The 22,838-nt window shown below is 71.5% G+C and carries 25 protein-coding genes and 1 pseudogene; 23 read left to right on the forward strand and 3 right to left on the reverse strand.

Features of this window, described 5'->3' with window-relative positions:
- The first annotated feature begins 2 nt into the window (after positions 1–2).
- The 13 genes and pseudogenes from ftsY to DSM112329_RS11305 all read left to right on the forward strand — a co-directional run bounded on the left by ftsY (position 3) and on the right by DSM112329_RS11305 (position 11,121).
- Positions 3–1,028, forward strand: coding sequence for a signal recognition particle-docking protein FtsY (gene ftsY / locus DSM112329_RS11245; protein WP_354701909.1), 1,026 nt, complete (start codon positions 3–5; stop codon positions 1,026–1,028).
- A 73-nt stretch (positions 1,029–1,101) separates the two neighbouring features.
- Positions 1,102–1,536, forward strand: a complete 435-nt coding sequence (locus tag DSM112329_RS11250) for an NfeD family protein (RefSeq protein ID WP_354701910.1) — start codon at positions 1,102–1,104, stop codon at positions 1,534–1,536.
- A 39-nt stretch (positions 1,537–1,575) separates the two neighbouring features.
- Positions 1,576–2,550 carry an SPFH domain-containing protein gene (locus DSM112329_RS11255; protein ID WP_354701911.1) on the forward strand — a complete coding sequence of 325 codons (975 nt, stop codon included), beginning with the start codon at positions 1,576–1,578 and terminating at the stop codon, positions 2,548–2,550.
- Positions 2,551–2,631: 81 nt separating this feature from the next.
- Entirely contained in the window at positions 2,632–3,495 is an 864-nt protein-coding gene (locus DSM112329_RS11260) for a hypothetical protein (RefSeq protein ID WP_354701912.1), read from the forward strand.
- A gap of 40 nt (positions 3,496–3,535) precedes the next feature.
- A complete protein-coding gene (ffh, locus tag DSM112329_RS11265; protein WP_354701913.1) occupies positions 3,536–4,873 on the forward strand; it encodes a signal recognition particle protein in 1,338 nt (445 codons plus the stop codon).
- A 99-nt stretch (positions 4,874–4,972) separates the two neighbouring features.
- Positions 4,973–5,215, forward strand: coding sequence for a 30S ribosomal protein S16 (gene rpsP, locus DSM112329_RS11270; protein WP_354701914.1), 243 nt, complete (start codon positions 4,973–4,975; stop codon positions 5,213–5,215).
- 9 nt (positions 5,216–5,224) lie between these two features.
- Complete coding sequence (locus DSM112329_RS11275) at positions 5,225–5,458, forward strand: KH domain-containing protein (protein ID WP_354701915.1); 234 nt, start codon at positions 5,225–5,227, stop codon at positions 5,456–5,458.
- 7 nt (positions 5,459–5,465) lie between these two features.
- Positions 5,466–5,972: a ribosome maturation factor RimM gene (gene rimM, locus DSM112329_RS11280; RefSeq protein WP_354701916.1), complete on the forward strand. Its 507-nt coding sequence runs from the start codon at positions 5,466–5,468 to the stop codon at positions 5,970–5,972.
- Positions 5,969–6,655 carry a tRNA (guanosine(37)-N1)-methyltransferase TrmD gene (gene trmD, locus DSM112329_RS11285; protein WP_354701917.1) on the forward strand — a complete coding sequence of 229 codons (687 nt, stop codon included), beginning with the start codon at positions 5,969–5,971 and terminating at the stop codon, positions 6,653–6,655. Before rimM ends, trmD begins: the two co-directional genes overlap by 4 nt.
- 179 nt (positions 6,656–6,834) lie before the next feature.
- A pseudogene (gene rplS, locus DSM112329_RS11290) lies at positions 6,835–7,323 on the forward strand (50S ribosomal protein L19); the annotation flags it as partial.
- Between the two features lie 137 nt (positions 7,324–7,460).
- Positions 7,461–8,078, forward strand: a complete 618-nt coding sequence (gene lepB / locus DSM112329_RS11295; RefSeq protein WP_354701918.1) for a signal peptidase I — start codon at positions 7,461–7,463, stop codon at positions 8,076–8,078.
- A 130-nt stretch (positions 8,079–8,208) separates the two neighbouring features.
- A complete protein-coding gene (locus tag DSM112329_RS11300; protein WP_354701919.1) occupies positions 8,209–8,811 on the forward strand; it encodes a ribonuclease HII in 603 nt (200 codons plus the stop codon).
- 171 nt (positions 8,812–8,982) lie between these two features.
- The gene (locus tag DSM112329_RS11305) at positions 8,983–11,121 is read left to right on the forward strand and encodes an MMPL family transporter (protein ID WP_354701920.1); all 2,139 of its coding nucleotides are present in this window, start codon (positions 8,983–8,985) and stop codon (positions 11,119–11,121) included.
- Positions 11,122–11,144: 23 nt separating this feature from the next.
- On the opposite strand, the gene DSM112329_RS11310 is transcribed toward DSM112329_RS11305, so the two are convergent.
- Positions 11,145–11,516 carry a YraN family protein gene (locus tag DSM112329_RS11310; RefSeq protein ID WP_354701921.1) on the reverse strand — a complete coding sequence of 124 codons (372 nt, stop codon included), beginning with the start codon at positions 11,514–11,516 and terminating at the stop codon, positions 11,145–11,147.
- A 132-nt stretch (positions 11,517–11,648) separates the two neighbouring features.
- On the opposite strand from DSM112329_RS11310, the gene DSM112329_RS11315 reads away from it, so the two are divergent.
- From DSM112329_RS11315 to ilvD, 6 genes are all read left to right on the forward strand, one after another.
- The gene (locus DSM112329_RS11315) at positions 11,649–13,178 is read left to right on the forward strand and encodes a YifB family Mg chelatase-like AAA ATPase (RefSeq protein ID WP_354701922.1); all 1,530 of its coding nucleotides are present in this window, start codon (positions 11,649–11,651) and stop codon (positions 13,176–13,178) included.
- Positions 13,175–14,308, forward strand: a complete 1,134-nt coding sequence (dprA, locus tag DSM112329_RS11320) for a DNA-processing protein DprA (protein ID WP_354701923.1) — start codon at positions 13,175–13,177, stop codon at positions 14,306–14,308. Before DSM112329_RS11315 ends, dprA begins: the two co-directional genes overlap by 4 nt.
- A 58-nt stretch (positions 14,309–14,366) precedes the next feature.
- Complete coding sequence (gene thiD, locus DSM112329_RS11325; RefSeq protein ID WP_354701924.1) at positions 14,367–15,245, forward strand: bifunctional hydroxymethylpyrimidine kinase/phosphomethylpyrimidine kinase; 879 nt, start codon at positions 14,367–14,369, stop codon at positions 15,243–15,245.
- Positions 15,246–15,282: 37 nt separating this feature from the next.
- Positions 15,283–15,516 carry a hypothetical protein gene (locus tag DSM112329_RS11330; RefSeq protein WP_354701925.1) on the forward strand — a complete coding sequence of 78 codons (234 nt, stop codon included), beginning with the start codon at positions 15,283–15,285 and terminating at the stop codon, positions 15,514–15,516.
- Positions 15,517–15,557: 41 nt separating this feature from the next.
- Complete coding sequence (locus DSM112329_RS11335) at positions 15,558–16,181, forward strand: hypothetical protein (protein ID WP_354701926.1); 624 nt, start codon at positions 15,558–15,560, stop codon at positions 16,179–16,181.
- Between the two features lie 84 nt (positions 16,182–16,265).
- Positions 16,266–17,951, forward strand: coding sequence for a dihydroxy-acid dehydratase (ilvD, locus tag DSM112329_RS11340; protein WP_354701927.1), 1,686 nt, complete (start codon positions 16,266–16,268; stop codon positions 17,949–17,951).
- A gap of 70 nt (positions 17,952–18,021) precedes the next feature.
- Here the strand turns inward: ilvD and DSM112329_RS11345 are convergent, their stop codons facing one another.
- Complete coding sequence (locus tag DSM112329_RS11345) at positions 18,022–18,987, reverse strand: alpha/beta fold hydrolase (protein WP_354701928.1); 966 nt, start codon at positions 18,985–18,987, stop codon at positions 18,022–18,024.
- 22 nt (positions 18,988–19,009) lie between these two features.
- On the opposite strand from DSM112329_RS11345, the gene DSM112329_RS11350 reads away from it, so the two are divergent.
- Entirely contained in the window at positions 19,010–19,582 is a 573-nt protein-coding gene (locus DSM112329_RS11350; RefSeq protein ID WP_354701929.1) for a hypothetical protein, read from the forward strand.
- A gap of 141 nt (positions 19,583–19,723) precedes the next feature.
- A complete protein-coding gene (locus DSM112329_RS11355; RefSeq protein WP_354701930.1) occupies positions 19,724–20,767 on the forward strand; it encodes a L,D-transpeptidase/peptidoglycan binding protein in 1,044 nt (347 codons plus the stop codon).
- Positions 20,768–20,807: 40 nt separating this feature from the next.
- Here DSM112329_RS11355 and DSM112329_RS11360 read toward each other — a convergent pair whose 3' ends face one another.
- Positions 20,808–21,101, reverse strand: coding sequence for a hypothetical protein (locus DSM112329_RS11360; protein ID WP_354701931.1), 294 nt, complete (start codon positions 21,099–21,101; stop codon positions 20,808–20,810).
- Between DSM112329_RS11360 and DSM112329_RS11365 the strand changes: the two genes are divergently transcribed.
- Positions 21,085–22,032 carry a tyrosine recombinase gene (locus DSM112329_RS11365; RefSeq protein ID WP_354701932.1) on the forward strand — a complete coding sequence of 316 codons (948 nt, stop codon included), beginning with the start codon at positions 21,085–21,087 and terminating at the stop codon, positions 22,030–22,032. The two genes, DSM112329_RS11360 and DSM112329_RS11365, sit on opposite strands and share 17 nt — an antisense overlap.
- A 21-nt stretch (positions 22,033–22,053) precedes the next feature.
- Positions 22,054–22,833, forward strand: a complete 780-nt coding sequence (gene whiG / locus DSM112329_RS11370) for an RNA polymerase sigma factor WhiG (protein WP_354701933.1) — start codon at positions 22,054–22,056, stop codon at positions 22,831–22,833.
- The last annotated feature ends 5 nt before the right edge of the window (positions 22,834–22,838 follow it).

The following is a 22,838-nucleotide window of genomic DNA, read 5'->3' on the forward strand; positions in this document are numbered from 1 at the left end:
AGATGGCGCGCGACTGGAACGACCTGTTCATCACGGCGGAGGGCGCGGGCGACGCGGCGGGCGCCGACCCGGCCGACGATGCCGCGGCGCCGGAGAAGAAGAAGCGCTTCTTCCGCCGGCTGCGGGAGAACATGGCCAAGACGCGCGAGGCGCTCGGCGCCGAGCTGCAGGCGACCCTGTTCGAGGGCGACATCGACGAGGACACCTGGGAGCGCCTGGAGGAGGCGCTGATCATGGCCGATGTCGGGGCCAGCACGACCGCGAAGGTCGTCGGGCAGCTCGAGCAGGAGGCGACCGAGGGCGGCCTCGTCGGCGGCGAGGCGCTGTCGCAGCGGCTGACCGAGCTGCTCGCCGACCTCGCGCGGACGGGGGACGGCCGTATCGACGTCAGCCACGGGCCGACCGTCATCATGGTCGTCGGCGTCAACGGCACCGGCAAGACCACCACGATCGGCAAGCTGGCCTGGCACCTGCAGAAGGAGCTCGGGCTGAAGGTCGTCCTGGGCGCAGCGGACACCTTCCGGGCTGCGGCGGTCGAGCAGCTCGAGCAGTGGTCGGTGCGGGCGGGCTGCGAGCTCGTGAAGGGCCCCGAGGGCTCCGATCCGGGCTCGGTCGCGTTCGAGGCGGTCAAGCGCGGCCGCGAGCTGGGTGCCGACGTAATCATCGTCGACACCGCCGGCCGCCTGCACAACCAGGACCACCTCATGGAGGAGCTCTCCAAGATCCGCCGCGTGATCGGCAAGCAGCTGGCCGAGGCGCCGCACGAGACGCTGCTGACCGTCGACTCGACCACCGGCCAGAACGGCCTGCGCCAGGCGCAGCTGTTCTCCCAGGCCGTGCCCGTCGACGGCATCATCCTGACCAAGCTGGACGGCACCGCGAAGGGCGGCATCGCGATCGCGATCGCGGCCGAGACGGGCATTCCCGTGAAGCTGATCGGCATCGGCGAGGCGCTCGAGGACCTGCGGCCGTTCGACGCGGACGACTTCGCCGCCGCGCTGCTCTCGCGGGACCCCGCACCCGCCTGACACCCTCCCGGACGGCCGGCGTGAGACCGGTACGGGACGACGGGTGCCGTTGCCTGAGCTACGCTCAGCCCACATGGACTTGTGGTTGCTCTTCGTCATCGCCGGTCTCCTCCTTGCGGCAGGGGAGGTCGCGAACACGAGCTTCTACCTGGCGCCGTTCGCGGGCGGGGCGCTGCTCGCGGCCGCGGTCGACGGCGCCGGGGGGCCGCCCGCCGCGTCGGTCACGACCTTCGTCGTCGCCTCCGTCCTGCTGTTCGTCTTCCTGCGGCCGATCGCGCAGCGGCACCTCGAGATGCCGGCAGCGGCCCGTACCGGGATGGACGCCCTGATCGGGCAGCGCGTCCTCGTTCTCGAGGAGATCGCAGGCGGCCTCGGGACCGTCAAGCTCAGCGGCGAGGTGTGGACCGCCCGCGCCACCGCCGAGGGCGCCCGGATCCCGGCCGGGTCCCGCGTCGAGGTCGTCGCGATCCAGGGCGCAACCGCCGTCGTCGCCGTCCCCGAGACCTAGCCACCCACCCCGCCGACCACCCCAAGGAGAACCCCACACATGGCAGCTCTCATCGCCGCCGCCGTCTTCGTCCTGTTCGTGATCTACGTCGCCTCGCGGACGGTGCGGGTCGTGCCGCAGGCCCGTGCCGGGGTGGTCGAGCGCCTCGGGCGCTACAGCCGCACCCTCACCCCGGGGCTGACGATCGTCGTCCCGTTCATCGACAAGGTGAAGCCGCTGATCGACCTGCGCGAGCAGGTGGTCGCCTTCCCGCCGCAGCCGGTGATCACGCAGGACAACGTCTCGATCGGCGTCGACACCGTCCTGTACTTCACGATCACCGATCCGAAGTCGGCCGCCTACGAGATCGCCAACCCGCTGCAGGCGATCGAGCAGCTGACCGTGACGACCCTGCGGAACGTCATCGGCGGGCTCACCCTGGAGGAGACGCTCACCTCCCGCGACAACATCAACACGCAGCTGCGCGTCGTGCTGGACGAGGCGACCGGCAAGTGGGGCATCCGGATCAACCGGGTGGAGATCAAGTCCGTCGACCCGCCGGCCTCGATCCAGGAGGCGATGGAGAAGCAGATGCGCGCCGAGCGCGACCGCCGCGCCTCGATCCTCACGGCCGAGGGCGTCAAGCAGTCCCAGATCCTCACCGCCGAGGGCGAGAAGCAGTCGGCAGTCCTCCGCGCCGAGGGTGCCAAGCAGTCGGCGATTCTGCGGTCCGAGGGTGAGGCGAAGGCCATCGACACGGTCTTCCGGGCGATCCACGAAGGTGCCCCGGACGAGGCGCTGCTCAGCTACCAGTACCTGCAGATGCTGCCGCAGCTGGCCAAGGGCGAGGCGAACAAGCTGTTCATCATCCCGAGCGAGTTCACGCAGGCGCTCGGGAACCTCGGCGGTGCGCTCAGCAAGGCCGTCACGCCGCCGGTCCCGCCCGCGGCGCCCGGTACGCCCGCCGCGCCCGCGGCCCCGCCCGCGATCGACGGTCCGCCGGTCTACCGCAAGGACCCGCCCGCGGGCCAGTAGCCCGCCGGTCCGCAGGACCGCTCCCTCCGGCCGCCGGCGGGTCGGAGGGGCGAGTCCGCGGCGCAGCGCCCTATAGGAGGCATGACCACTCACCGCCTTCGCAATCTGTCCATCGCGGTCGCGCTCGGCCTGGCCGCCACTGCGATCCCGTCGCCGGCGGTTGCCGCGACCATCGAGCTGACCGCGGGAGCCGACCCGGTCGCCGAGGTCGGCGTCCCGGTCCGCGTCACCGGGCTCGCCGATCGCGATGCCCACGTCGAGATCCGCTCGGTCCGTCGCTCAGCGGACTGCGACGGGTCGGATCACGAGGAGGACGAGTGGTTCGACGCCGGGCCGTTCGAGCTCAGCGGTGTCGCGGAGTTCGACGAGCCCGGCACGTACACGCTCTGCGGCGTCGTCGACACCCTGGACGGCCGGCCGCCGGTCGTCACCGCGGTCCCGATCACGGTGCGCCCGCCGCGCACCGTCGTCGGCAGCGTCCGGGCGCCCGGCATCGTCCCGCTGGACGCTCCGGTCACGGTGGCGGCGACCGGAGCTGGTGACGCACCCCGGCACGTCACGACCGTGCTCGCGCGTCCGGGGACCGACTGCCGCGAGGCCGACGGACTCGGCGACAGCGTCGGCGGGGCCGACGTCGTGCGCGCCGGACGCTGGACCAGTGCCGGCGGCGGCGACCTCGACGAGTACGGCCGGTGGACGGCCTGCGTGGTCATCCGACGGGAGTTCGCGTCCGACCCGGTGGAGCAGGTCATCGCCGCTCCGGTCGTCGTGTCCGCGAGCTGCACCCGGGCCACGCTGCTCGCCGCCGAGGCCAAGGAGGCCTGGGCCGTGGCGTCCGCGGCCGGGGCCTCGCGTCCCGGGCCGTGGCGACTGCTCGGCGCCATCACCGGGGCGATGAGCCGCTGCGACCCGGTGCCGGCCGAGCGCCGTTCCCGCGCGTCCTAGACGGCGCTCGCCGCCCGGCACGCCGTAGACTCAGGCGACCGTGTTCGACGCCCTTTCCGAGAAGCTCCAGGCCACGCTCGCCGACGTCCGCGGGCGCGGCACGCTCACCGAGGACGACATCAAGAAGGCCATGCGGGAGATCCGCCTGGCGCTGCTCGAGGCGGACGTCAACTTCAAGGTCGTCAAGGAGTTCACGAACACGGTCCGCGAGCGCTGCATGGGCGCGGACATCATCGGCCAGCTGAACCCGGGGCAGCAGGTCGTCAAGATCGTCCACGAGGAGCTCGAGGCCCTCATGGGGGGCACGAGCGCCGGTATCACGTTCGCCGGCCGGCCGCCGACGGTCATCCTGATGGCCGGCCTGCAGGGCTCGGGCAAGACGACCGCCACCGCGAAGCTCGCGAAGCACCTGATGAAGGAGCACGGCTCCTCGGTCGCCGTCGCCGCCTGCGACGTGTACCGGCCCGCCGCGGTCGACCAGCTCGTGAAGGTCGGCGCCCAGGTCGGGGCCACCGTCTACGAGCAGGGCACGGATCGCAATCCCGTGGACATCGCCCGCTGGGCGCTCGACCAGGCCAAGCAGGACGGCAAGGACGTCCTGATCGTCGACACCGCCGGCCGCCTGCACGTCGACGAGTCCCTGATGCAGGAGCTCAAGGACATCCGCAAGGCGGTCACGCCGCACACGATCCTGCTCGTCGTCGACGCGATGACCGGTCAGGACGCCGTCAACGTCGCCGAGCAGTTCGGCGCCGCGGTCAACTTCGACGGCGTCGTGATGTCCAAGCTCGACGGCGACGCCCGCGGCGGCGCGGCGCTCAGCGTCAAGGCCGTCACCGGCAAGCCGATCCTGTTCGCGTCCACGGGCGAGAAGCTCGACGAGTTCGAGCGGTTCCACCCTGACCGGATGTCGCAGCGGATCCTCGGCATGGGCGATGTCCTCTCGTTCATCGAGAAGGCGGGCGAGCAGTTCGACGCCGACCAGGCCGCCGAGATGGAGCGCAAGCTCCGGCAGAACGACTTCACGCTGGAGGACTTCCTCTCCCAGCTGAAGATGATCCGCAAGATGGGCCCGCTCAGCAACCTGCTCGGGATGATCCCGGGGTTCGCCGGGCAGCAGATGAAGAACATGAAGGTCGACGAGCGGGAGATGGACCGCGTCGAGGCGATCATCCTTTCGATGACCAAGGAGGAGCGCCGCCGGCCGGAGCTCATCAAGGGCTCGCGGCGGCTGCGGATCGCCCGCGGCTCCGGGACGTCGGTCCAGCAGGTCAACCAGCTCGTCAAGCAGTTCGCGCAGATGCGCAAGGTCATGAAGCAGATGAACCGCGGCGGCAAGATGCCGGACATGGCCGCGCTCATGCGCCAGGCCCGGTAGCGACACCCCGCCGCACCCGCACGCCGCCCGGGAGGCAAGCCCGCTAACCTCCCACGTCGGTTTATCGCTAGGTCTTCGCAGTTCTTCGAGAGGAATCACGTGGCAGTTCGACTTCGCCTCACCCGCGTGGGTGGGCACAAGGATCCGGTTTGGCGCGTCGTCGTCGCGGACGGCCGTTCCCCGCGCGACGGGCGCATCATCGAGACGGTCGGGCAGTACAACGCCCAGACCGAGCCCTCCACGATCGTCCTCAAGGAGGACCGCATCCGTGAGTGGATCGCCAAGGGCGCGCAGCCGAGCGACTCCGTGCGCAAGCTGATGCGCACCCAGGGGATCAACTAGCCCCAGATCGTGCAGGAGCTGCTCGAACACCTGGCGCGCCAGCTCGTGGAGGATCCCGAGCAGGTCGCCGTCGAGCGCTTCGACGAGGAGGACGGCACCGTCGTCCTCGAGCTCTCGGTCGGCGCGGACGACTACGGCCGCGTCATCGGACGCGGTGGGCGCACCGCCAACGCGCTGCGCACCGTCCTGAAGGCGTCGGCCGTCCCGCAGCAGCGCCGCGTGCTCGTCGACATCGTCGACTGACAAGCGCGTGGCCGCAGCTTTAGACTGGCTCGAAGCCGGGCGCATCGGCCGCCCACACGGCCTCGACGGCTCCTTCTACGTGACCCAGCCCCGTCCCGCGCTGCTGCGAACCGGGCTCGAGGTGCGCGTGGGGGAGGTGGACGCCGAGATCGTCCGCCGCTCCGGCACCGACGCCAAGCCGATCCTGCGCCTGCAGATCGCGACGGGGCGAGAGGCGATCGAGGCCTTGCGCGGCGAGGCCCTCAACGTGCCGCGGGCCGCAGCACCGCCACTGGAGGACGACGAGTGGTACGCCACGGACCTCGTCGGCTGCGCGGTAGTCGACGCCGCAGCCGGGGTGGACGTCGGGTTCGTCCGGGAGCTGATGGCGCTGCCGTCCTGCGAGGCGCTCGCCGTCGCGCGGGTGGACGGCCCCGAGCTGCTGGTCCCGCTGGTGAAGGACTGCGTGCGGAGCGTGGACGTCGCCGCTGCGCGCATCGACATCGACCTGGCGTTCCTCGGGGACCTCGCATGAACCAACTGGACGTCGTGACCCTGTTCCCAGAGTGGTTCGACTGGTTCCGGACCCAGCGGCACGTGGCCAACGCGATGCGCGACGGCCTGGACATGCGGTGCATGAACCCGCGTGAGCACACGCCCCTGTCGGGCGGACAGGTCGACGACACGCCGTTCGGCGGCGGCGCGGGCATGGTGCTGCGCGTCGACGTCATGGACGCCGCTCTGCGCGAGTTCTACGGAACCGACCCGGTCGACCTCAAGCTCGAGCGACGCGTGATCGCGCTGACGCCGGGCGGCCGCGTCCTGGACGACGCGTACGTCGACGAGCTCGCCGCCGAGCCGGCCATCACGCTGCTCTGCGGTCGCTACGAAGGCTTCGACGAGCGGATCGTGCAGCGCTTCGCGTCCGACACGCTGTCGGTCGGCCGGTACGTGCTCAGCGGCGGCGAGCTGGCCGCGATGACGGTCGCCGACGCGGTCATCCGCAAGCTTCCCGGCGCGCTCGGGCACGCCGATTCGGCGGTCGAGGAGTCCTTCAGCGCCGCGCTCGGCGGGAACCCCGAGTACCCGCACTACACCCGACCGGCGCAGTACCGCGGCTGGGACGTCCCTGACGTCCTCCTCTCCGGGCACCACGAGGAGATCCGCAACTGGCGCAGGGCTCGCAGCGTGGAGCGCGGCGACGGGGGCCCCACTTAGCGGCTCGGCCCTGGCACGTTCCTCGTGCTGGGGCTCGGAACATCACGGTCGGTAGAAGGCTCGACCCGCGACGTGGGCACAGCGCGTGATCCCGGGTCCGTCCGCTACCATCACCAGTCCGCGCGCCGGCCCAGTGCGACCTCCGCACGCCCGCGCGAAACGCCTCCCCCTCTCTTCTTATGAGCACCGTCATCCAGTCCCTCGAGCGCGCGCAGCTGCGCCGTGTCCCCAGCTTCCAGCCGGGCGACCGCGTCAAGGTCCACTTCCAGGTCGTCGAGGGCACGCGTAAGCGGACCCAGGTCTTCGAGGGCATCGTCATCAAGCGCCAGGGCCACGGCGCCCGCGAGACCTTCACGGTCCGCAAGCAGTCGTTCGGCGTGGGCGTGGAGCGGACGTTCCCCGTGCACTCGCCGAAGATCGAGAAGATCGACGTCGCCGCCCGCGGTGACGTGCGTCGCGCGAAGCTGTACTACCTCCGCGATCGCGTCGGCAAGAGCGCCCGTGTGCGCGAGCGCCGGTACACCGGTCCGGAAGAGATCGTCGTCCCCGGGCTGGTCCACGACCCGGCCGCCGAGGCCGCAGCAGCGGAGGCCGCTGCCGCCGAGGCCGCCGAGGCGAAGGCTGCCGCGGACGCGAAGGCCGCCGCGGACGCCGAGGCTGCTGCTGCCGCGGCCGCTCCGGTCGAGGCTGACGCGCCCGACGCCGCACCGGTGGAGGCCGACGCGCCCGACGTCGTCGGCGACGCCGGCGCCGAGGCCGAGGCAGCCCCCGCGGCTGACCCTCCGGCCGACGCTGACGCCAAGGCGTGACGAAGGCCCAGAAGGGCGAGAAGTCCGCGACGGGCTCGCTGATCGAGCTCGTCGTCATCGTCGCGGTCGCCCTGGGCCTTGCGCTGGGCATCCAGGCGTTTCTCGTCAAGCCGTACCGGATCCCCAGCGAGTCGATGGTCCCGACGCTCACCGTCGGGCAGCGCGTCCTGGTCAACCGGATCGGCAACCGCTTCTCCGATCCGGAGATCGGCGAGATCATGGTCTTCCATCCGCCGGTGGGTGCCTCGACGCAGACGTGTGGCGAGACGCGTCGCGTTGCCGGCCGCGCTTGCAACAAGGAGACGCCGAAGAAGGACGACGTCAACTTCATCAAGCGCGTCGTCGCTGGCCCCGGGGACACGCTCGCGATCGTCAACGGCCGCGTGATCCGCAACGGCAAGCCGACGAAGGAGCCGTTCATCAAGGAGTGCGGGCAGCAGGACGACTGCAACTTCCCGAAGCCGATCACGATTCCGGCCGATCACTACTTCATGATGGGCGACAACCGTGGCGAGTCCGACGACAGCCGATTCTGGGGACCCGTTCCGAAGGACTGGATCATCGGCGGCGCTTTTGCCACCTACTGGCCTCCCAAGCGGATCGGCATCTTCTAGCTTGACCGACGTCCGCCCGGCTGACGCGGCGGTACCCGAACCGGCGAAGGCCCGCCGCGCGCCGAAGCCGAAGGCTCGCCGCAAGCGGCCTGCCGGTCGTAGGCTGTTCCAGCACGACCGCCGCCTTGGTGTGCGCTACATCGCCGGCGCCGACGAAGCTGGCCGCGGCTGCCTCGCCGGCCCGCTCGTCGCGGCCGGTGTCCTGTTCGACATGCACGCCCTCGGTGTCCGCGAGGTGCGCGCACTCTCGGCGCTCAACGACTCCAAGCAGCACTCGCACGCCGCCCGCGAGGTGCTCTACCCCCTGGTCATGCGCTGCGCGCTGCGGTCGGTGGTGATCTCCCGCAGCTGCGAGAGCGTCGACTCCCGTGGGCTGCACCGCACGAACCTCGCCGCGCTGCGCGACGCCCTGATCCGCGTCACCGACGGCATCGCCCCGGGCAATGTGCTGTGTCTGGTCGACGGCTTCCGGGTGGCCGACTTCGGCCGCGAGCAGCGAGCCATCGTCGACGGCGACGCGACGAGCGCCGCGATCGCGGCCGCCTCGATCCTCGCGAAGGTCTCCCGCGACCGGTTCATGGTGCGGGCCGACGCGCGTCACCCCGGCTGGGGCTTCGCCGAGCACATGGGCTACTCGACGCCGGTCCACCGCGACGCGATCCAGTCGATCGGCGTCTCGCCGCTGCACCGCATGAGCTTCGCCTCGACGGCGTACCAGCAGCTCGCTCTCTGACGGCGCTGCTCGCCGCGCGCCGCCGGGTGGCCGACCGGGGTGCGCGGCCGCCGATGACTTTCCGGGCGACAGGGTGTCATGGGCGACAACACCTTCGCCACGTCGAACGTCCGTTCGTGCACCTAGAGTGCACGCGTCCTCCGAAACCCGCCCGGATAGGCCCTCGCAACCATGACCAAGTTCCTCGCATTCCCTGCCGGCGCCCGCTCGAAGTGGGTCGTCCTCGGGGTGTGGCTTGTCGCCCTGTTCGTGATGTTCGGCACGAACCTGCCGGGGAAGTTCGCCGACGCCGAGAAGAACGAGTCCAAGTCGTTCCTCCCGGGTGATGCCGAGTCGACCGCCGCACTCGACATCGTCGAGAAGCTCCAGGACGGTGAGCAGGCGCCTACGGTGATCGTCTACCAGCGGGATGGCGGCCTCACTGCGAAGGACAAGCAGCAGATCGTCACGGACGTCGGTGAGCTGAACGCCACCAAGTTCCGCAACACGACGGAGTTCGGAAACCCCGAGGGCGCCGGCAAGGCCACCCCGTTCCAGCTCTCCGAGGACGGATCCACAGCGCTCATCGTCAACACGATCGAGGGCGACGGCGAGGCCGACACACTGCTGGACCCGGTCGACCGCTACCGCGAGATCGTCAGCGACCCGGGCGGCGGCCTGCAGGTGAAGGTCACCGGGCCGGCCGGCATCAGCGCCGACGCCATCAAGGTCTTCGAGAACATCAACGGCACGCTGCTCGGGGCCGCGGTCCTGCTCGTGCTGATCCTGCTGATCGCGATCTACCGCAGCCCGTTCTTCTGGTTCTTCCCGCTCTTCAGCGTCGTCATCGCCGAGATCACCTCGCGCAGCCTGGGCTACGGGGTGAGCGAGCTGGGGGCCACGATCAACGGACAGTCCTCGTCGATCACGTCGATCCTGGTGCTCGGTGCCGGTACCGACTACGCGCTGCTGCTCGTCTCCAGATACCGGGAGGAGCTCCGGACCCATGAGGACAAGCACGAGGCCATGGCCCTGGCGCTGAAGTCCGCGGGGCCGGCGATCATCGCCTCCGGCCTGACCGTCGCCATTGCGCTGTTCGCCCTGATCCTGGCGAAGGTGAACGGCACCGCCGGCCTCGGGCCGCTCGGTGCGCTCGGCGTGCTCACCGCGATGGTCGTCCAGCTGACCCTGCTGCCGGCACTGCTGCTCGCCGTCGGCCGCCGTCCGTTCTGGCCGCGGGTCCCGCACTACGGTGACGTCGGCATCGACGAGACCCACGGCCGCTGGCGCAAGCTCGGCGAGCGCATCGCGGTCCGCCCCCGTCGCATCTGGGTCGGGACCGTCGTCGTCCTCGCTGTCCTGGCAGTCGGGTTGCTGAACTTCTCGACGGGCCTGACCCAGGGCAACTCGTTCCGCGACGACGTGGAGGCCATCGCCGGCCAGAAGCTCGTCGAGAAGGCGTTCCCAGCGGGGCAGAGCGCCCCGACCGACGTCATCGTCCGCGATGCCTCCAAGGTCGACGCCATGGTGGCCGCCCTCGGCAAGGTCGACGGCGTCGCCCAGGTGGTGCCCACGCAGTTCCGCAGCGACGAGGGGACGCTGCTCGCCGCGTTCCTCGAACGCGACCCCTACTCGACGAAGGCCTTCGACCTCATTCCGGGCCTGCGCGAAACGGCCCGCGACGTCGACCCCAAGGCGCTGGTCGGCGGCCCGACCGCGATCGAGAAGGACCTCCGTGACGCCAGCGCCGACGACTCGATGCTGCTGATCCCGCTGACCCTCGTGATCGTCTTCCTGATCCTGCTGGTGCTGCTGCGGGCCGTCGTCGCCACGCTCCTGCTCATGGGCACGGTGCTGCTGAGCTTCGCGGCAGCGCTCGGCGTCGCGTCCGTCGTCTTCGACGTGGCTTTCGGGTTCCCGGGCGCCGACCCGGGGTTCCCGTTGTTCGCGTTCATCTTCCTCGTCGCGCTGGGGGTCGACTACAACATCTTCCTGATGGCCAGGGTCCGGGAGGAGACCGCCATCCACGGCACGCGGGAGGGCATGCTCCGGGGGCTCGCTGTCACGGGCGGTGTCATCACGAGCGCCGGAATCGTGCTGGCCGGGACGTTCGCGGTGCTTGCCGTGCTGCCGCTGGTGTTCCTCAGCGAGATCGGCTTCACCGTGGCGTTCGGCGTGCTGCTGGACACGTTCATCGTGCGGTCGATCCTCGTGCCCGCCCTGGTCCTCGACATCGGGCCCAAGGTCTGGGCGCCGAGCGCGCTCGCCAAGGAGGATCAGGGGCGCGGGCCCGCCCCGGGCTCTCCCGCTCCCGCGACGCCGCCGGGCTGAGGTCGGCGCCGGCGCCGTGGCCATCAAAACGCACCTTCCAGGTGCTGGAGATCCACGAGCCGCCCGCGGGGGTCGATCACGATCCCGATGGCGTCGAAGCGGACCTCGCGGGTCGGCGGGCGCCCCGCGACGTCATGCAGGTAGGCCTGGGCCATCTGCCGGACCTGTGCCTGCTTGCGCGCGTGCAGGGCGTCCCAGGGTGACGCTCCGGGGCTCTGGCGCCGCGTCTTGACCTCGACGAAGACGATCGTCCCGGCCCGGTGCGCGACGATGTCGAGTTCTCCGTAGCGCGTGCGGTGATTGCGCGCGAGGATCGTGTGTCCCAGGCGCAGCAGATGCTGGGCGGCGATCTCCTCACCAGCGTCTCCGAGGGTGCGGCGTAGGTCGGTCGACATGCCCCCGATGCTCGACGCTCGCCCCGTGACAGCGCTACCGCCTACCCGTTCCGAGAGTGCGTCCGCGGCACCGCTGATGGGTCGCAGGTACGGGGTAGCGGCCGCGCAGGCACCCCACCTAGCGTCCCCGGCGTGCTTGCCACCGTCCCCACCTTCGCGCTCATCGGCATCGAGCCACGCCGGGTCGACGTCGAGGTCGACGTCCGCCCGGGCCTGCCGTCGTTCACGATCGTCGGCCTCGGGGACCGCTCGGTCCGTGAGGCACGCGAGCGGGTTGCCGCGGCGATCGTCAACTCCGGGATGAAGGTGCCCCAGCAGCGCATCACGGTCAACCTCGCGCCCGCCGGGCTGCACAAGAGCGGCCCGGGCTTCGACCTGGCGATCGCGTGCGGCGTGCTTGCCGCCTCGGGCGTCATCCGCCCGGCCGACCTGGCCGGCGTCGCGGTCCACGGTGAGCTCGCCCTCAGCGGCGAGGTCCGCGCGGCACGGGGCACGCTCGTGGTCGCCGAAGGGGCGCAGGCCCACGGGCTCGAGCATCTGCTGGTCGCGCCCGATCGACTCGGCGAGGCGAATCTGCTCGACGGCGTGACGGGCGTCCCTGCCGCTGACCTGCGCGCGGTGGTCAGGGTGCTGAGCGGAGGACCGCCCACAGGAACGGCGACGTCATCGCCCCCAGGCGCCGAGCCGGAGGAGGCGGACCACACGGGCCCGGACCTCATCGACGTGCGTGGCCACGCGGCCTCGCTCGAGGCGGTCACCGTCGCCGCGGCCGGCGGGCACAACCTGCTGCTCAGCGGCCCGCCCGGTACCGGGAAGACGATGCTGGCCCGCCGGATTCCTTCGATCCTTCCGCCGCTCGGGCCGCACGAGGCGCTCGAAGTGACCCGTATCGCCAGCGTCGCCGGCGTCGCCACCGGTGGCCGTCTGCTGAGGGTGCGTCCCTTCCGGGCCCCGCACCACTCGATCTCCTCCGCCGGTCTGGTCGGCGGCGGATCCATCCCGCGGCCCGGCGAAGTGACGCTCGCGCACGCGGGCGTCCTCTTCCTGGACGAGCTGTCCGAATTCCCCCGAGGCACGCTGGAGGCACTCCGCCAGCCGCTGGAGGACGGGCGCGTGCTCGTGACCCGCGGTCAGCAGAGCGTCCTGTTCCCGTGCCGAACGATGCTTGTCGCTGCCACCAATCCGTGTCCCTGCGGCTACGGCGGCACCGCGCGGTGCCGCTGCACGACACATGAGCACGACCGGCATCGCCGCCGCCTCAGCGGTCCGCTGCTGGACCGGATCGACCTCACGGTCCGGGTCGACCGGCCGACCGCCGAGGAGCTTGCCGCGCCGCCGCTGCGCACTTCCGCGGCCGAGCGCGAGCGCGTTGCGGAGGCCCGCGACCGCCAGGCGCGGCGGCTGGCCGGCACCGACGTCCTGTGCAATGCCCATCTGGACGCGCGCCTCCTGCGGCTGCACCTCGCGCTCGACGATCTCGCCGAGCGGCAGCTGGCTCGGGTCTACGAGCGCGGCCTGCTCTCGGCCCGGGGGCGCCATCGCGTGCTGCGGGTCGCGCGGACGATCGCCGACCTGGCGGCCAGCGACCGCGTCCATGTCCCGCACCTGCTGTCCGCGCTGGCACTGCGCGAGGACACCGGCGCCGACGAGGAGGCAGCATGACGGAGCAGAACCTCAGCCTCGCGCGGACGCTGCCGTGCGACGACTGCACCAGGCGGGCGTGGCTCGTCGCCACGCTCGCTCCCAACCTCGAGCTGGCCTGGCGAGCTCGGCGGCCACTGCGCGATGTGCTCGGACTCGCCGACAGGACGCTCGTCGACTGCCTGGCCGGGTCGGCCGCCGACGCCCTGCTGAAGCGGTGGGAGGGCCTGGACGTCGACGCGGTCCGGGCGACCTGGGGCGCAGCGGGCGGCACGTCGGTCTGCCGGCACGACCCGCGCTACCCCGAGCGTCTGCGGACCGGGCCCGACGCACCGGCGGTGCTGTTCTGCGCCGGCGACCCGCGCCGGCTCCGCGCCTGGCTGGCGGGTCCCGCCGCCGGGGGAATGCCTGCCGTGGCGATCGTCGGGACCCGGCGACCGCTGCCGGAGGGCGCCGAATTCGCCCGCACCCTCGGCCGGGGCCTCGCAGCCGCGGGCGTGACGGTGGTGAGCGGCATGGCCATGGGCATCGACGCCGCGGCGCACGCCGGCGCGCTCGATGCAGGCGGGCCGACGGTCGCCGTGCTCGCATGCGGCCCGGAGCTGGCCTACCCGAAGAGCGTGGCGTCCGTCCACCGGCAGCTCGTCGCCGAGCAGCTGGTCGTCTCCGAGCTGCCACCGGGCGCGACGCCATGGCGCTGGGCCTTTCCTGCGCGCAACCGGATCATCGCGGCGCTCGGGGGTGCGACGGTCGTGGTCGAGGCCACCGAACGCTCCGGGTCGCTGATCACCGCGGACTTCGCGGCTGATCTCGGACGCGACATCGGAGCGGCGCCCGGCCGGGCCGGGAGTCCGCGGACCCTCGGCTCGAATCGCCTGCTCGCCCAGGGCGCCGCGGTGATCCTCGAACCCGGGGACGTCCTCGACCTCGTGTGCTCGATCGACCGGACCAGCGACACGCCGCCGCCGGTTCCGGCCGGGCTCGAGCCGCGTCTGCAGATGCTGCTAAGCCTGCTGCGGGACGGCGGCCAGCCGGTCACGCAGGCGCGGACACCGGAGGCGGCCGAGGCCGCGCGCGTGGGACTGCTGGAGCTCGAGCTGCGCGGCCTGGTGCGTCGCGTTCCCGGGGGTGGTCATGTCGCTGCGGGCTGAGCCGACCCTCGTCGACGCGGGGAATCCCCGGCGAGTGGCCTTCAATACGCTGCCCCGCGTGTCCACGCCTGCCCGCGCGATCCCGGTCTGCCTTTCGATCGCCGGCTCGGACTCGGGCGGCGGGGCCGGCATCCAGGCCGACCTGAAGGCGTTCGCCGCTTGCGGCGTCCACGGGACGACCGCGATCACCGCGATCACCGCGCAGAACACCACCGCGGTCACGGGGGTGTGGCCGCTGCCGACGGCCGCGATCCTGGCGCAGGTCCACGCGGTGGTCGAGGACATGGATGTGCGCGCTGTGAAGATCGGGATGCTCGGCAGCGCAGAGATCACGGCCGCCGTCGCCGAGGCGCTCGCGCTCCTGGATCCCGCGGTGCCGGTCGTCGTCGACCCGGTGATGGTCGCGGAGTCGGGCGCCCGACTGCTTCCGGAGGACGCGCACGCGGCCCTGATCGAGCTCATCCTCCCGCGGGCCACCGTGGTCACGCCGAACCTCCCGGAGGCCCGCGTCCTGGCCGGAGCGGCGGCCAGGGCTCCGGCGGACGCCGACGAGGAGTCCGCGGAGGCCGAGGCGCTGGCACGCGCAGTGCACCGGCTCGGGCCGGCGTGTGTCGTCGTCACGGGCGGGCATCGCGCCGCCGCCGTCGACACGGTCTTCGACGGTGCCGCCGTGACCCGCCTCCCGGGGGAGCGCCACCCCGACGGCGCCGCGCACGGGTCGGGCTGCACCCACGCGTCGGCGCTGGCCGCCCACCTGGCGCTGGGCTACCCGGTCGTCGAAGCCGCACGACGCGCGAAGGCGGTGGCTGCGGCGGCGGTCCGCGACGGGCTACGGAACGTCGGCCACGGCGCCGGGCCGGTCGACGCCCTCGGGGTCGCGCGCCGCGGTCCGGGCGATGGCACGCTCCTGGCGCGCGAAGCGGTGGGCGGCACGTGAGCGCTTTGGCATACTCGACCGGGTGAGGTTCCTGCGCATGAAGCCTGGACATGGCGAGATCGTTCTCGCTGAAGGTGACGTGGACGTCCCCGCGGACGAGCAGCTCCTCATCGACGAGTTCCGTGCCCAGCTCGACGCAGGCATGTGGGCCGCGGTGCCGCAGACCAGCAAGGCCGGCCGGCGCGAGGCGCGCATGGTCCAGGCGTTCGACGAGATCCCCCGCGACGCCGAGCGCGTCATCTTCTTCCCACGCGCCGCCGGCGGCGCGTGACGCGCTGAGCACCCGAACCCGCCGACCGACGCAGCCCGACGATGCTCCTCGCCCTCAGCGCCACCCTGATCGTCGTGTTCGTGCTGCTGTGGGAGGTCACCTGGCCGCAGATCTCCGAGGCGCTCGCCCGCCGGCGCGCGCGCCGGCAGCTCATCCCGGTCGATGCCTTCGACCCCGGGCGTGAGCGCCGCGCCGAGCAGCGCGCGCGGCAGCTCCTGCGGTCCTGCGTGAACGAGGAGGAGTGGGCCATGTACCGCGACCTCGGGTTCATCCGCGTCTGGGGCGGCCTCGCAGAGGGGCCCGAACCGGGCGTCAGCGAGCAGACCGACGGCGGGGCGCCGTACGCCTACCTCGTCTATCCCCACAAGCCGATCGTCGCCTACCTGCCGCAGACCCGGCAGCTGCTGAACGAGTACTGCGTCGAGTTCCCCGACGAGACGCGTCCCTACGGCAGCCCGCGACTCCCTGACAGCGACGACGTCCTCGCCAAGTGGATGGCCCTCACCGGTGACGAACGGCGGCTGATCGCAAGCTCCAACATGCACCTCCCGGGTCGCCAGGTCGACCCGAAGCAGGCCCGGCGGGACCTCTGGCGCCTCAGCGAGTGGGAGCGCTCGCGGCTCGCCCGCGAACGCCGCTCCGCTCCGAGCTCCCCCGCGACGTAGCTCCCAGCCCTCGCAGGACCGGGCCTGGCTGCTTGCACGACAGTTCCAGCGGCCCGCCCGGCGCGCGTTAGTGTCCGCGCGACCATGAGCACCAACGGCTTCGACCCCAAGCACCGCTCACGCGCGCTCACCGAAGGCCCGCAGCGCGCCGCCGCACGGTCCTACTTCAACGCCATCGGCTTCGACGAGGAGGCGCTGGCGAAGCCGATCATCGGCGTGGCGAACACGTGGATCGAGACGATGCCGTGCAACTACCACCTGCGCGCGCTCGCCAAGCAGGTCAAGGACGGCATCCGCGCGGCCGGGGGCACCCCGATGGAGTTCAACACGATCGCGATCTCCGACGGGATCACGATGGGCACCAGCGGCATGAAGACGTCGCTCGTCTCCCGCGAGGTCATCGCCGACTCGATCGAGCTCACGGCCCGTGGCTACCTCTTCGACGGCGTCGTCGGCCTGGCGGGGTGTGACAAGACGCTTCCGGGCGTGGTCATGGCGCTGTGCCGGCTGAACATCCCGAGCCTGATGCTCTACGGCGGCTCGATCATGCCCGGCACCTACCAGGGCGAGGAGATCACGATCCTCAAGGTCTTCGAGGCCGTCGGCGCCCACGCCTCCGGGAAGATCAGCGACGCCGAGCTGAAGGCCATCGAGATCGCCGCCAGCCCCGGGCCCGGAGCCTGCGGCGGCCAGTTCACCGCCAACACCATGGCGATGGCGTTCGAGGCGCTGGGCATCTCGCCGATCGGCAGCGCGATGGTCCCCGCCGTCGACGCGACCAAGGCGAAGGTCGCCTACGCCACCGGCGAGCTCATGGTCGACCTCCTGACCCGCGGCCTCAAGCCCGCGGACATCATCACCCGCGCCGCGCTCGAGAACGCGATCGCCACCGTCGCCACCGGCGGCGGCTCGACGAACGCCGTGCTGCACCTGCTCGCGGTCGCCCGGGAGATGGGCGTCCCGCTCGACATCGACGACTTCGCGGGCATCCTGGATCGCGTCCCGCTGCTGTGCGACCTCAGCCCCGGCGGCCGCTTCAACGCGGTCGACCTGCACAAGGCCGGCGGGATCGAGCTGACGCTCAAGCGCCTGGACGAAGGCGGATACCTGCACCGCGACGCGATCACCGTCACCGGGAAGACCATCGGCGAGCATGCGGACGGCGCCGTGGAGACCCCGGGCCAGCAGGTCGTGCGGCCGCTGGCCGACCCGATCAAGCCCCACGGCGGCATGGCCGTCCTGCGCGGCAACCTCGCCCCGGGCGGATGCGTCGTCAAGCTCGCCGGCCACGACCGTCGCCTGCACGTCGGGCCGGCGCGGGTCTTCGAGGACGAGGAGGCGACCATGAAGGCCGTCGTCGACGGCATCGTCAAGCCCGGCGACGTCGTCGTCATCCGCAACGAGGGGCCGGTCGGCGGCCCGGGCATGAGGGAGATGCTCGCGGTGACGGCGGCCATCAACGGCGCGGGGCTGGGGGAGGACGTGGTGCTCGTCACCGACGGCCGCTTCTCGGGCGCCACGCACGGGTTCATGTGCGGTCACGTCGCCCCGGAGGCCGTCAAGGGCGGCCCGATCGCGGCGGTCGCCGACGGCGACACCATCACGATGGACGTCGACGCCGGACGCCTGGACGTCGACTTGACCGACGCCGTCATCGCCGAGCGGGTCGCGGCCTACGTGCCGCCGGAGGCCGTCGACTGCACCGGCGTGCTCGCCAAGTACGCCAAGCTCGTGTCCAGCGCGACCGAGGGCGCCGTCACCCTGGTCTGAAGGTCGCCGCTGCGGACCCGCAGAGCGTCTGACGTCCGATCGCGGTCGTCCTGACGACCAAAATTGGTCGTCAGACCGCCGGGGACCGCGCGGACGACGCGAGGAAGTCGGCCACGTCCGCGTTGAACCGGGCCGGCCGCTCCAGCATCGCCATGTGCCCGGTGTCCTCCAGGATCTCCGCGCGCGACCCCGGGATCAGCTGCACGAACCGCGCCGCGTCCCGCACCGGGACGATCCGGTCCTCGCGGCCCCAGTAGACAAGGGTGGGACAGGCGATCGCGTGCAGCCGGCTGTCGATGTCGTGGTCGGTCAGCGCGTCGATCGCCGCCACGAAGCCCGGCTTGCCGTTGCCCTGGCGGATCTGCTCGGACATCAGCGCGTTCGGCAACCGCTCCGGGTGCCTGACGGCCAGGTGCATCGTCGCCTGCCGCAGCCGCGCGCGCCGCGCGACCGCATCGGCGTGGGTGGCGATCATCGCCCCGCCGGCAACGATCAACCGCTCCGCCCGGCGCAGCGTCCCGAGCAGCCGCTCGGGGCGCTGCGCCCGGGCGTCGAGCCCTGCGGAGGCGACGAGGACGAGGGCGGTGACCCGCTCCGGCGCGGACAGCGCGAGCTCCAGCGCGATGAATCCGCCCATCGAGTTGCCGACGAGGACGGCGGACGGGATGCCGAGGACATCGAGCAACCCGGCGAGCAGCGACGCGTACCCCGGGATCGTGATGCGGTCGTCGCGCGGCATCGGGCTCGCGCCGAACCCGGGCAGGTCGACCGCCACGACGCGTCGGGTCCGGGCGAACGCCGGCAGGTTCTCGAGCCAGTTCTGCCACGACCCGGAGAGCCCGTGGACGAACAGGAGCGGCGGTCCGCCGTCGCTCGCAGCCGGGTCGGGCCCGAGGTCGATCACGTTGACGATCTGCCCCCGGACCACGCGCCACCGCTGGTGCCGGCGCCAGTCGACCGTCAGCCACGCCGAGCGTCCCGCCGGCCCGTAGACATCCTGTCCGGGCACCGGGGGTGGGGAAGCCGGGCTCGCCATGGGTCGTACGATAGGGAGCGGGATGCGCATCGCGATCGACATCGACTCGACCCTGCACCACTACTGGGACGTCCTCTCGCAGACCGCGGTGGAGCGCTTCGGCATCGAGCTCCCCTATGAGGAGCAGTTCACCTGGGGCATCACGCGGCTACGGCCCGAGCAGCTCGAGGTCTGCATCGCCGCGACCCACGTGGAGGAGCGCATGCTCAGCTCGCGCCCGTACGCCGGCGCGGTGGAGACCGTCAACCGCTGGCACGCGGCCGGGCACTTCATCCACATCACCTCGCACCGGCCGGTGGAGGCCCACGGGGCCACCGCCCGGTGGCTCGAGCACATCGGGCTGCAGCACGACGAGCTCTACTGCAGTTCCGACAAGGTGTCCAAGTGCAGGGAGATCGGCATCGACCTGCTGATCGACGACAGCCCCGAGAACCTCCAGCGCGCGGTGGACTGCGGCATCGCCGCCGCGACGATCCTGCATCCGTGGAACCGGGACGTCGTGGAGGACGAGGGCATCCTCGCGGCCGAGGACTGGGACGGCCTCGCGGCGGCCCTCGAGGCCCAGCTGGAACCGCTGCGCCGCCGGGCCGCCTGAAGGCGACGCACGCTCGACAGGGTGTCAGTGCGCCTGAAACGACGCACGCACGTGAGGTAAGCGGTGCTGCGACGCACATGAGACCCGCGTCTGGTGGCCGAACGCCGCCCGAACACGTACTCTACGCGGGGGTATTCCGACATGGGCAAGCGTACATTCATCGTCATTGGGCTCGCGCTCACCATTCTCTTCGGCGGCGCGGGCGCGCTCTACGCCTATGACTCGTCGGGGACGGACAAGATCGCGAAGGGCATCACGGTCGGCGGCGTCGACATCGGCGGCCTGACCGCCGCCGAGGCGCGCACCCGCCTGAACGCCCAGTTGCTCGAGCCGCTGAAGAAGGACATCGTCGTCCACCACGCGCCGGACAAGTGGACGCTCACCGCCGAGCAGGCAGGCCTGAAGGCCAACGTCGAGGAGCTTGTCTCGACCGCGCTGACGCGCAGCAGCGAAGGGAACTTCGTTTCCCGTGGCTACCGCAAGCTCACCGGCGGCAGCGTCGAGACGACGCTCGACCCGGACGTGAGCTACAACGCGGCCGCCGTCGACAAGCTCGTCCAGGCGGTCCGCAAGGACGTCAACCGCGACGCGACCAATGCGAGCATGAGCATCTCGCTCGCCGGCTTCAAGAAGGTCGACAGCCGCATCGGGCTGCGCGTGAAGTCCGGCAAGCTCACCAAGGCGATCCTCGCGTCGCTCACCTCGCCGACCGCGAAGCGCAGCTTCGTCGCCGAGACCGAGCACCTGAAGCCGAAGGTCACCACGGGCGACCTCGCCAAGAAGGCCGGCACGATCCTCGTCGTGGACAAGAGCAAGTTCACGGTGCGGCTCTACAAGAACCTCAAGTTCGTCAAGCAGTACGGCATCGCGATCGGCGCGCCGGGCCACGACACGCCCGAGGGCACGTTCAGCGTCCAGAACAAGCAGGTCGACCCGGTGTGGTCGGTGCCGAACAGCCCGTGGGCCGGTGAGCTGGCAGGGAGCACGGTCGCCGGCGGCATCGCGTCCAACCCGCTCAAGGCCCGCTGGATGGGCGTGACCGACGGCGTCGGCTTCCACGGCACGAGCGACGACGGCTCGATCGGCTCAGCGGCCTCCCACGGCTGCATGCGGATGCACGTCAAGGACGTCATCGACCTGTACCCGCGCGTGCCGGTCGGCGCGACGGTCTACATCTCGCACTGAGGACGGCCGGTCGCCGCCACGAGCGGCGACCCGGCGGAGGCTACGCCTCCGGCTCCAGCTGCGCGGAGCGGATCTCGTCGACGGAGATCTCCTCCCAGCCGCGTTCCAGCAGCAGGGAGTGGTGGGGCGAGTGGCGAAAGACGAGGGACCCGATGAAGATCCCCTTCTCCTTGCGCCGCAGCACGGCGTACCACATGGTCGTCGCGTCGCCCGTCCCCTGGATGCGGAACCACGGCCGTGGCGGGATGCCGGCCTCGGGCGCGACTCCGGCCGCCACCAGTTGGTGCTGGGTCGCGACCTGACCGGTCGCCGTGTCGATGAAGAACAAAGCCATCACAGCCGAGGATACGTCCCCGCCCGCCGCCGACACGCTGACCCCGGCCTGGCGGCACGCGCTCGTCCTCTTCGACTCCGACCTGCACCGCCGCGGGATGGCCGACAAGACCCGGCGGGCCTACGGGACCGACCTCGGCCAGTTCTCGGCCTGGTGCGCCGCCCACGGGACCGAGCCCGACGTCGTGGTGCTCCGGACCCTGCGCCGCTACGCCCAGCACCTCTCGGAGGCGGGCATCCAGGCGCCGAGCGTCAGCCGCAAGCTCGCCGCCCTGCGCGCCTTCTTCCGCGTCCTGCGCGAGTACGGCCTCATCGAGCAGAACCCGGCGGACCTGATGGCCTCGCCGAAGGGCGAGAAGAAGCTGCCGCGCGTGCTCAAGCCGGGGGAGCTGTCCGCGCTCCTGGACCGCATCCCCGCATCGACGCCGCTGGAGCTCCGCGACCGCGCGATCCTGGAGGTCGCCTACGGTGCGGGTCTGCGTGCCGAGGAGCTCGTCGACCTCGAGGTCGGCGCGATCGACTTCGACGCCGAGCAGCTCCGGGTGGAGGGCAAGGGCTCGAAGACGCGCTTCGTCCCGCTCGGCGAGCACGCCGCCGCCGCGATCACCCGCTACCTGGACCGCGGCCGGCCCGCGCTCGACCGGCGCGAGGGGGTGACGGCGCTGTTCCTCTCCAAGAACGGCCTACGGCTCTCGACCTCCGACGTCCGGCGCCGCCTGCGCGTCTGGACCCGGAACGCGGAGATCCAGGGCGGGGTCTCGCCGCACGCCCTGCGGCACTCGTTCGCGACGCATCTGCTGGACGGCGGAGCGGACCTGAGGTCCATCCAGGAGCTCCTCGGCCACAGCAGCATCAGCACGACGCAGATCTACACACGTGTAGAGTCCGCCAGGTTGCGTTCGGCGTATGCAAACGCCCATCCTCGGGCCTGAGCGCGACAGGGGAGAAGACACGTGGAGACCAACGTCAAGGCCATCGAACTCAAGGACATGTGGCGCCGCTACAAGTCCTCGGGCGACGAGCGCGCACGCGAGCGCCTGGTGGTCGCCTACTCGCCCCTGGTGAAGTACGTCTCCGGGCGCATGGCGTCGGGTCTCCCGGCGCACGTCGACGAGGCGGACCTGATCTCCTACGGCCTCGTCGGCCTGATCAACGCCATCGAGCGGTTCGAGCTCGAGCGCGAGATCAAGTTCGAGACGTACGCCATCACCCGCATCAAGGGCGCGATCATCGACGAGCTGCGGTCGCTCGACTGGGTCCCGCGATCCGTCCGTGCCAAGGCCCGCGAGATCGAGCGCGCGAACGCGAAGCTCGAGCACCGGCTGCAGCGCGCGCCGACCGACGAGGAGATGGCCGCCGAGCTGGGCATCGAGGTCCAGGACTTCCTGGCGTCGCTGCTGCAGATCTCGAACTCGACGATCGCCGCGCTCGACGAGCTGTGGACCGTCGGCGACGCCTCCGGCGACCAGGTGTCGCTGCTCGACACGCTCCAGGACCCCGGGGCGCCCGATCCGGCGACCGTGATGGACCAGACCGAGCTCAAGGACCGGGTGGCCGACGCGATCGCGCGCCTGCCCGAGCGCGAGAAGCTCGTCGTCGCCCTGTACTACTACGAGAACCTGACGCTCCGCGAGATCGGCGAGGTCCTCGGAGTGACGGAGTCGCGCATCTCGCAGCTGCACACGAAGGCCGTCCTGCGGCTGCGCTCCCGCCTCACCGACGACGATCGCTGAGCCGC

It is taken from the genome of Paraconexibacter sp. AEG42_29 (assembly GCF_040581415.1).
Taxonomy (GTDB): Bacteria; Actinomycetota; Thermoleophilia; order Solirubrobacterales; family Solirubrobacteraceae; genus Paraconexibacter.

What these genes read in the sequence shown, in the direction of transcription:
- DSM112329_RS11345 (WP_354701928.1), bottom strand. Translation starts at nt 18,987, where the DNA reads ATGGCGAGCCCGGCTTCCCCACCCCCGGTGCCCGGACAGGATGTCTAC.
- DSM112329_RS11365 (WP_354701932.1), top strand. Translation starts at nt 21,085, where the DNA reads ATGAAGAACAAAGCCATCACAGCCGAGGATACGTCCCCGCCCGCCGCC.
- trmD (WP_354701917.1), top strand. Translation starts at nt 5,969, where the DNA reads ATGAACCAACTGGACGTCGTGACCCTGTTCCCAGAGTGGTTCGACTGG.
- ftsY (WP_354701909.1), top strand. Translation starts at nt 3, where the DNA reads ATGGCGCGCGACTGGAACGACCTGTTCATCACGGCGGAGGGCGCGGGC.
- ilvD (WP_354701927.1), top strand. Translation starts at nt 16,266, where the DNA reads ATGAGCACCAACGGCTTCGACCCCAAGCACCGCTCACGCGCGCTCACC.
- DSM112329_RS11360 (WP_354701931.1), bottom strand. Translation starts at nt 21,101, where the DNA reads ATGGCTTTGTTCTTCATCGACACGGCGACCGGTCAGGTCGCGACCCAG.
- DSM112329_RS11350 (WP_354701929.1), top strand. Translation starts at nt 19,010, where the DNA reads ATGCGCATCGCGATCGACATCGACTCGACCCTGCACCACTACTGGGAC.
- DSM112329_RS11305 (WP_354701920.1), top strand. Translation starts at nt 8,983, where the DNA reads ATGACCAAGTTCCTCGCATTCCCTGCCGGCGCCCGCTCGAAGTGGGTC.
- DSM112329_RS11355 (WP_354701930.1), top strand. Translation starts at nt 19,724, where the DNA reads ATGGGCAAGCGTACATTCATCGTCATTGGGCTCGCGCTCACCATTCTC.
- DSM112329_RS11260 (WP_354701912.1), top strand. Translation starts at nt 2,632, where the DNA reads ATGACCACTCACCGCCTTCGCAATCTGTCCATCGCGGTCGCGCTCGGC.
- DSM112329_RS11310 (WP_354701921.1), bottom strand. Translation starts at nt 11,516, where the DNA reads ATGTCGACCGACCTACGCCGCACCCTCGGAGACGCTGGTGAGGAGATC.
- DSM112329_RS11330 (WP_354701925.1), top strand. Translation starts at nt 15,283, where the DNA reads ATGAAGCCTGGACATGGCGAGATCGTTCTCGCTGAAGGTGACGTGGAC.
- DSM112329_RS11335 (WP_354701926.1), top strand. Translation starts at nt 15,558, where the DNA reads ATGCTCCTCGCCCTCAGCGCCACCCTGATCGTCGTGTTCGTGCTGCTG.
- DSM112329_RS11250 (WP_354701910.1), top strand. Translation starts at nt 1,102, where the DNA reads ATGGACTTGTGGTTGCTCTTCGTCATCGCCGGTCTCCTCCTTGCGGCA.
- DSM112329_RS11255 (WP_354701911.1), top strand. Translation starts at nt 1,576, where the DNA reads ATGGCAGCTCTCATCGCCGCCGCCGTCTTCGTCCTGTTCGTGATCTAC.
- dprA (WP_354701923.1), top strand. Translation starts at nt 13,175, where the DNA reads ATGACGGAGCAGAACCTCAGCCTCGCGCGGACGCTGCCGTGCGACGAC.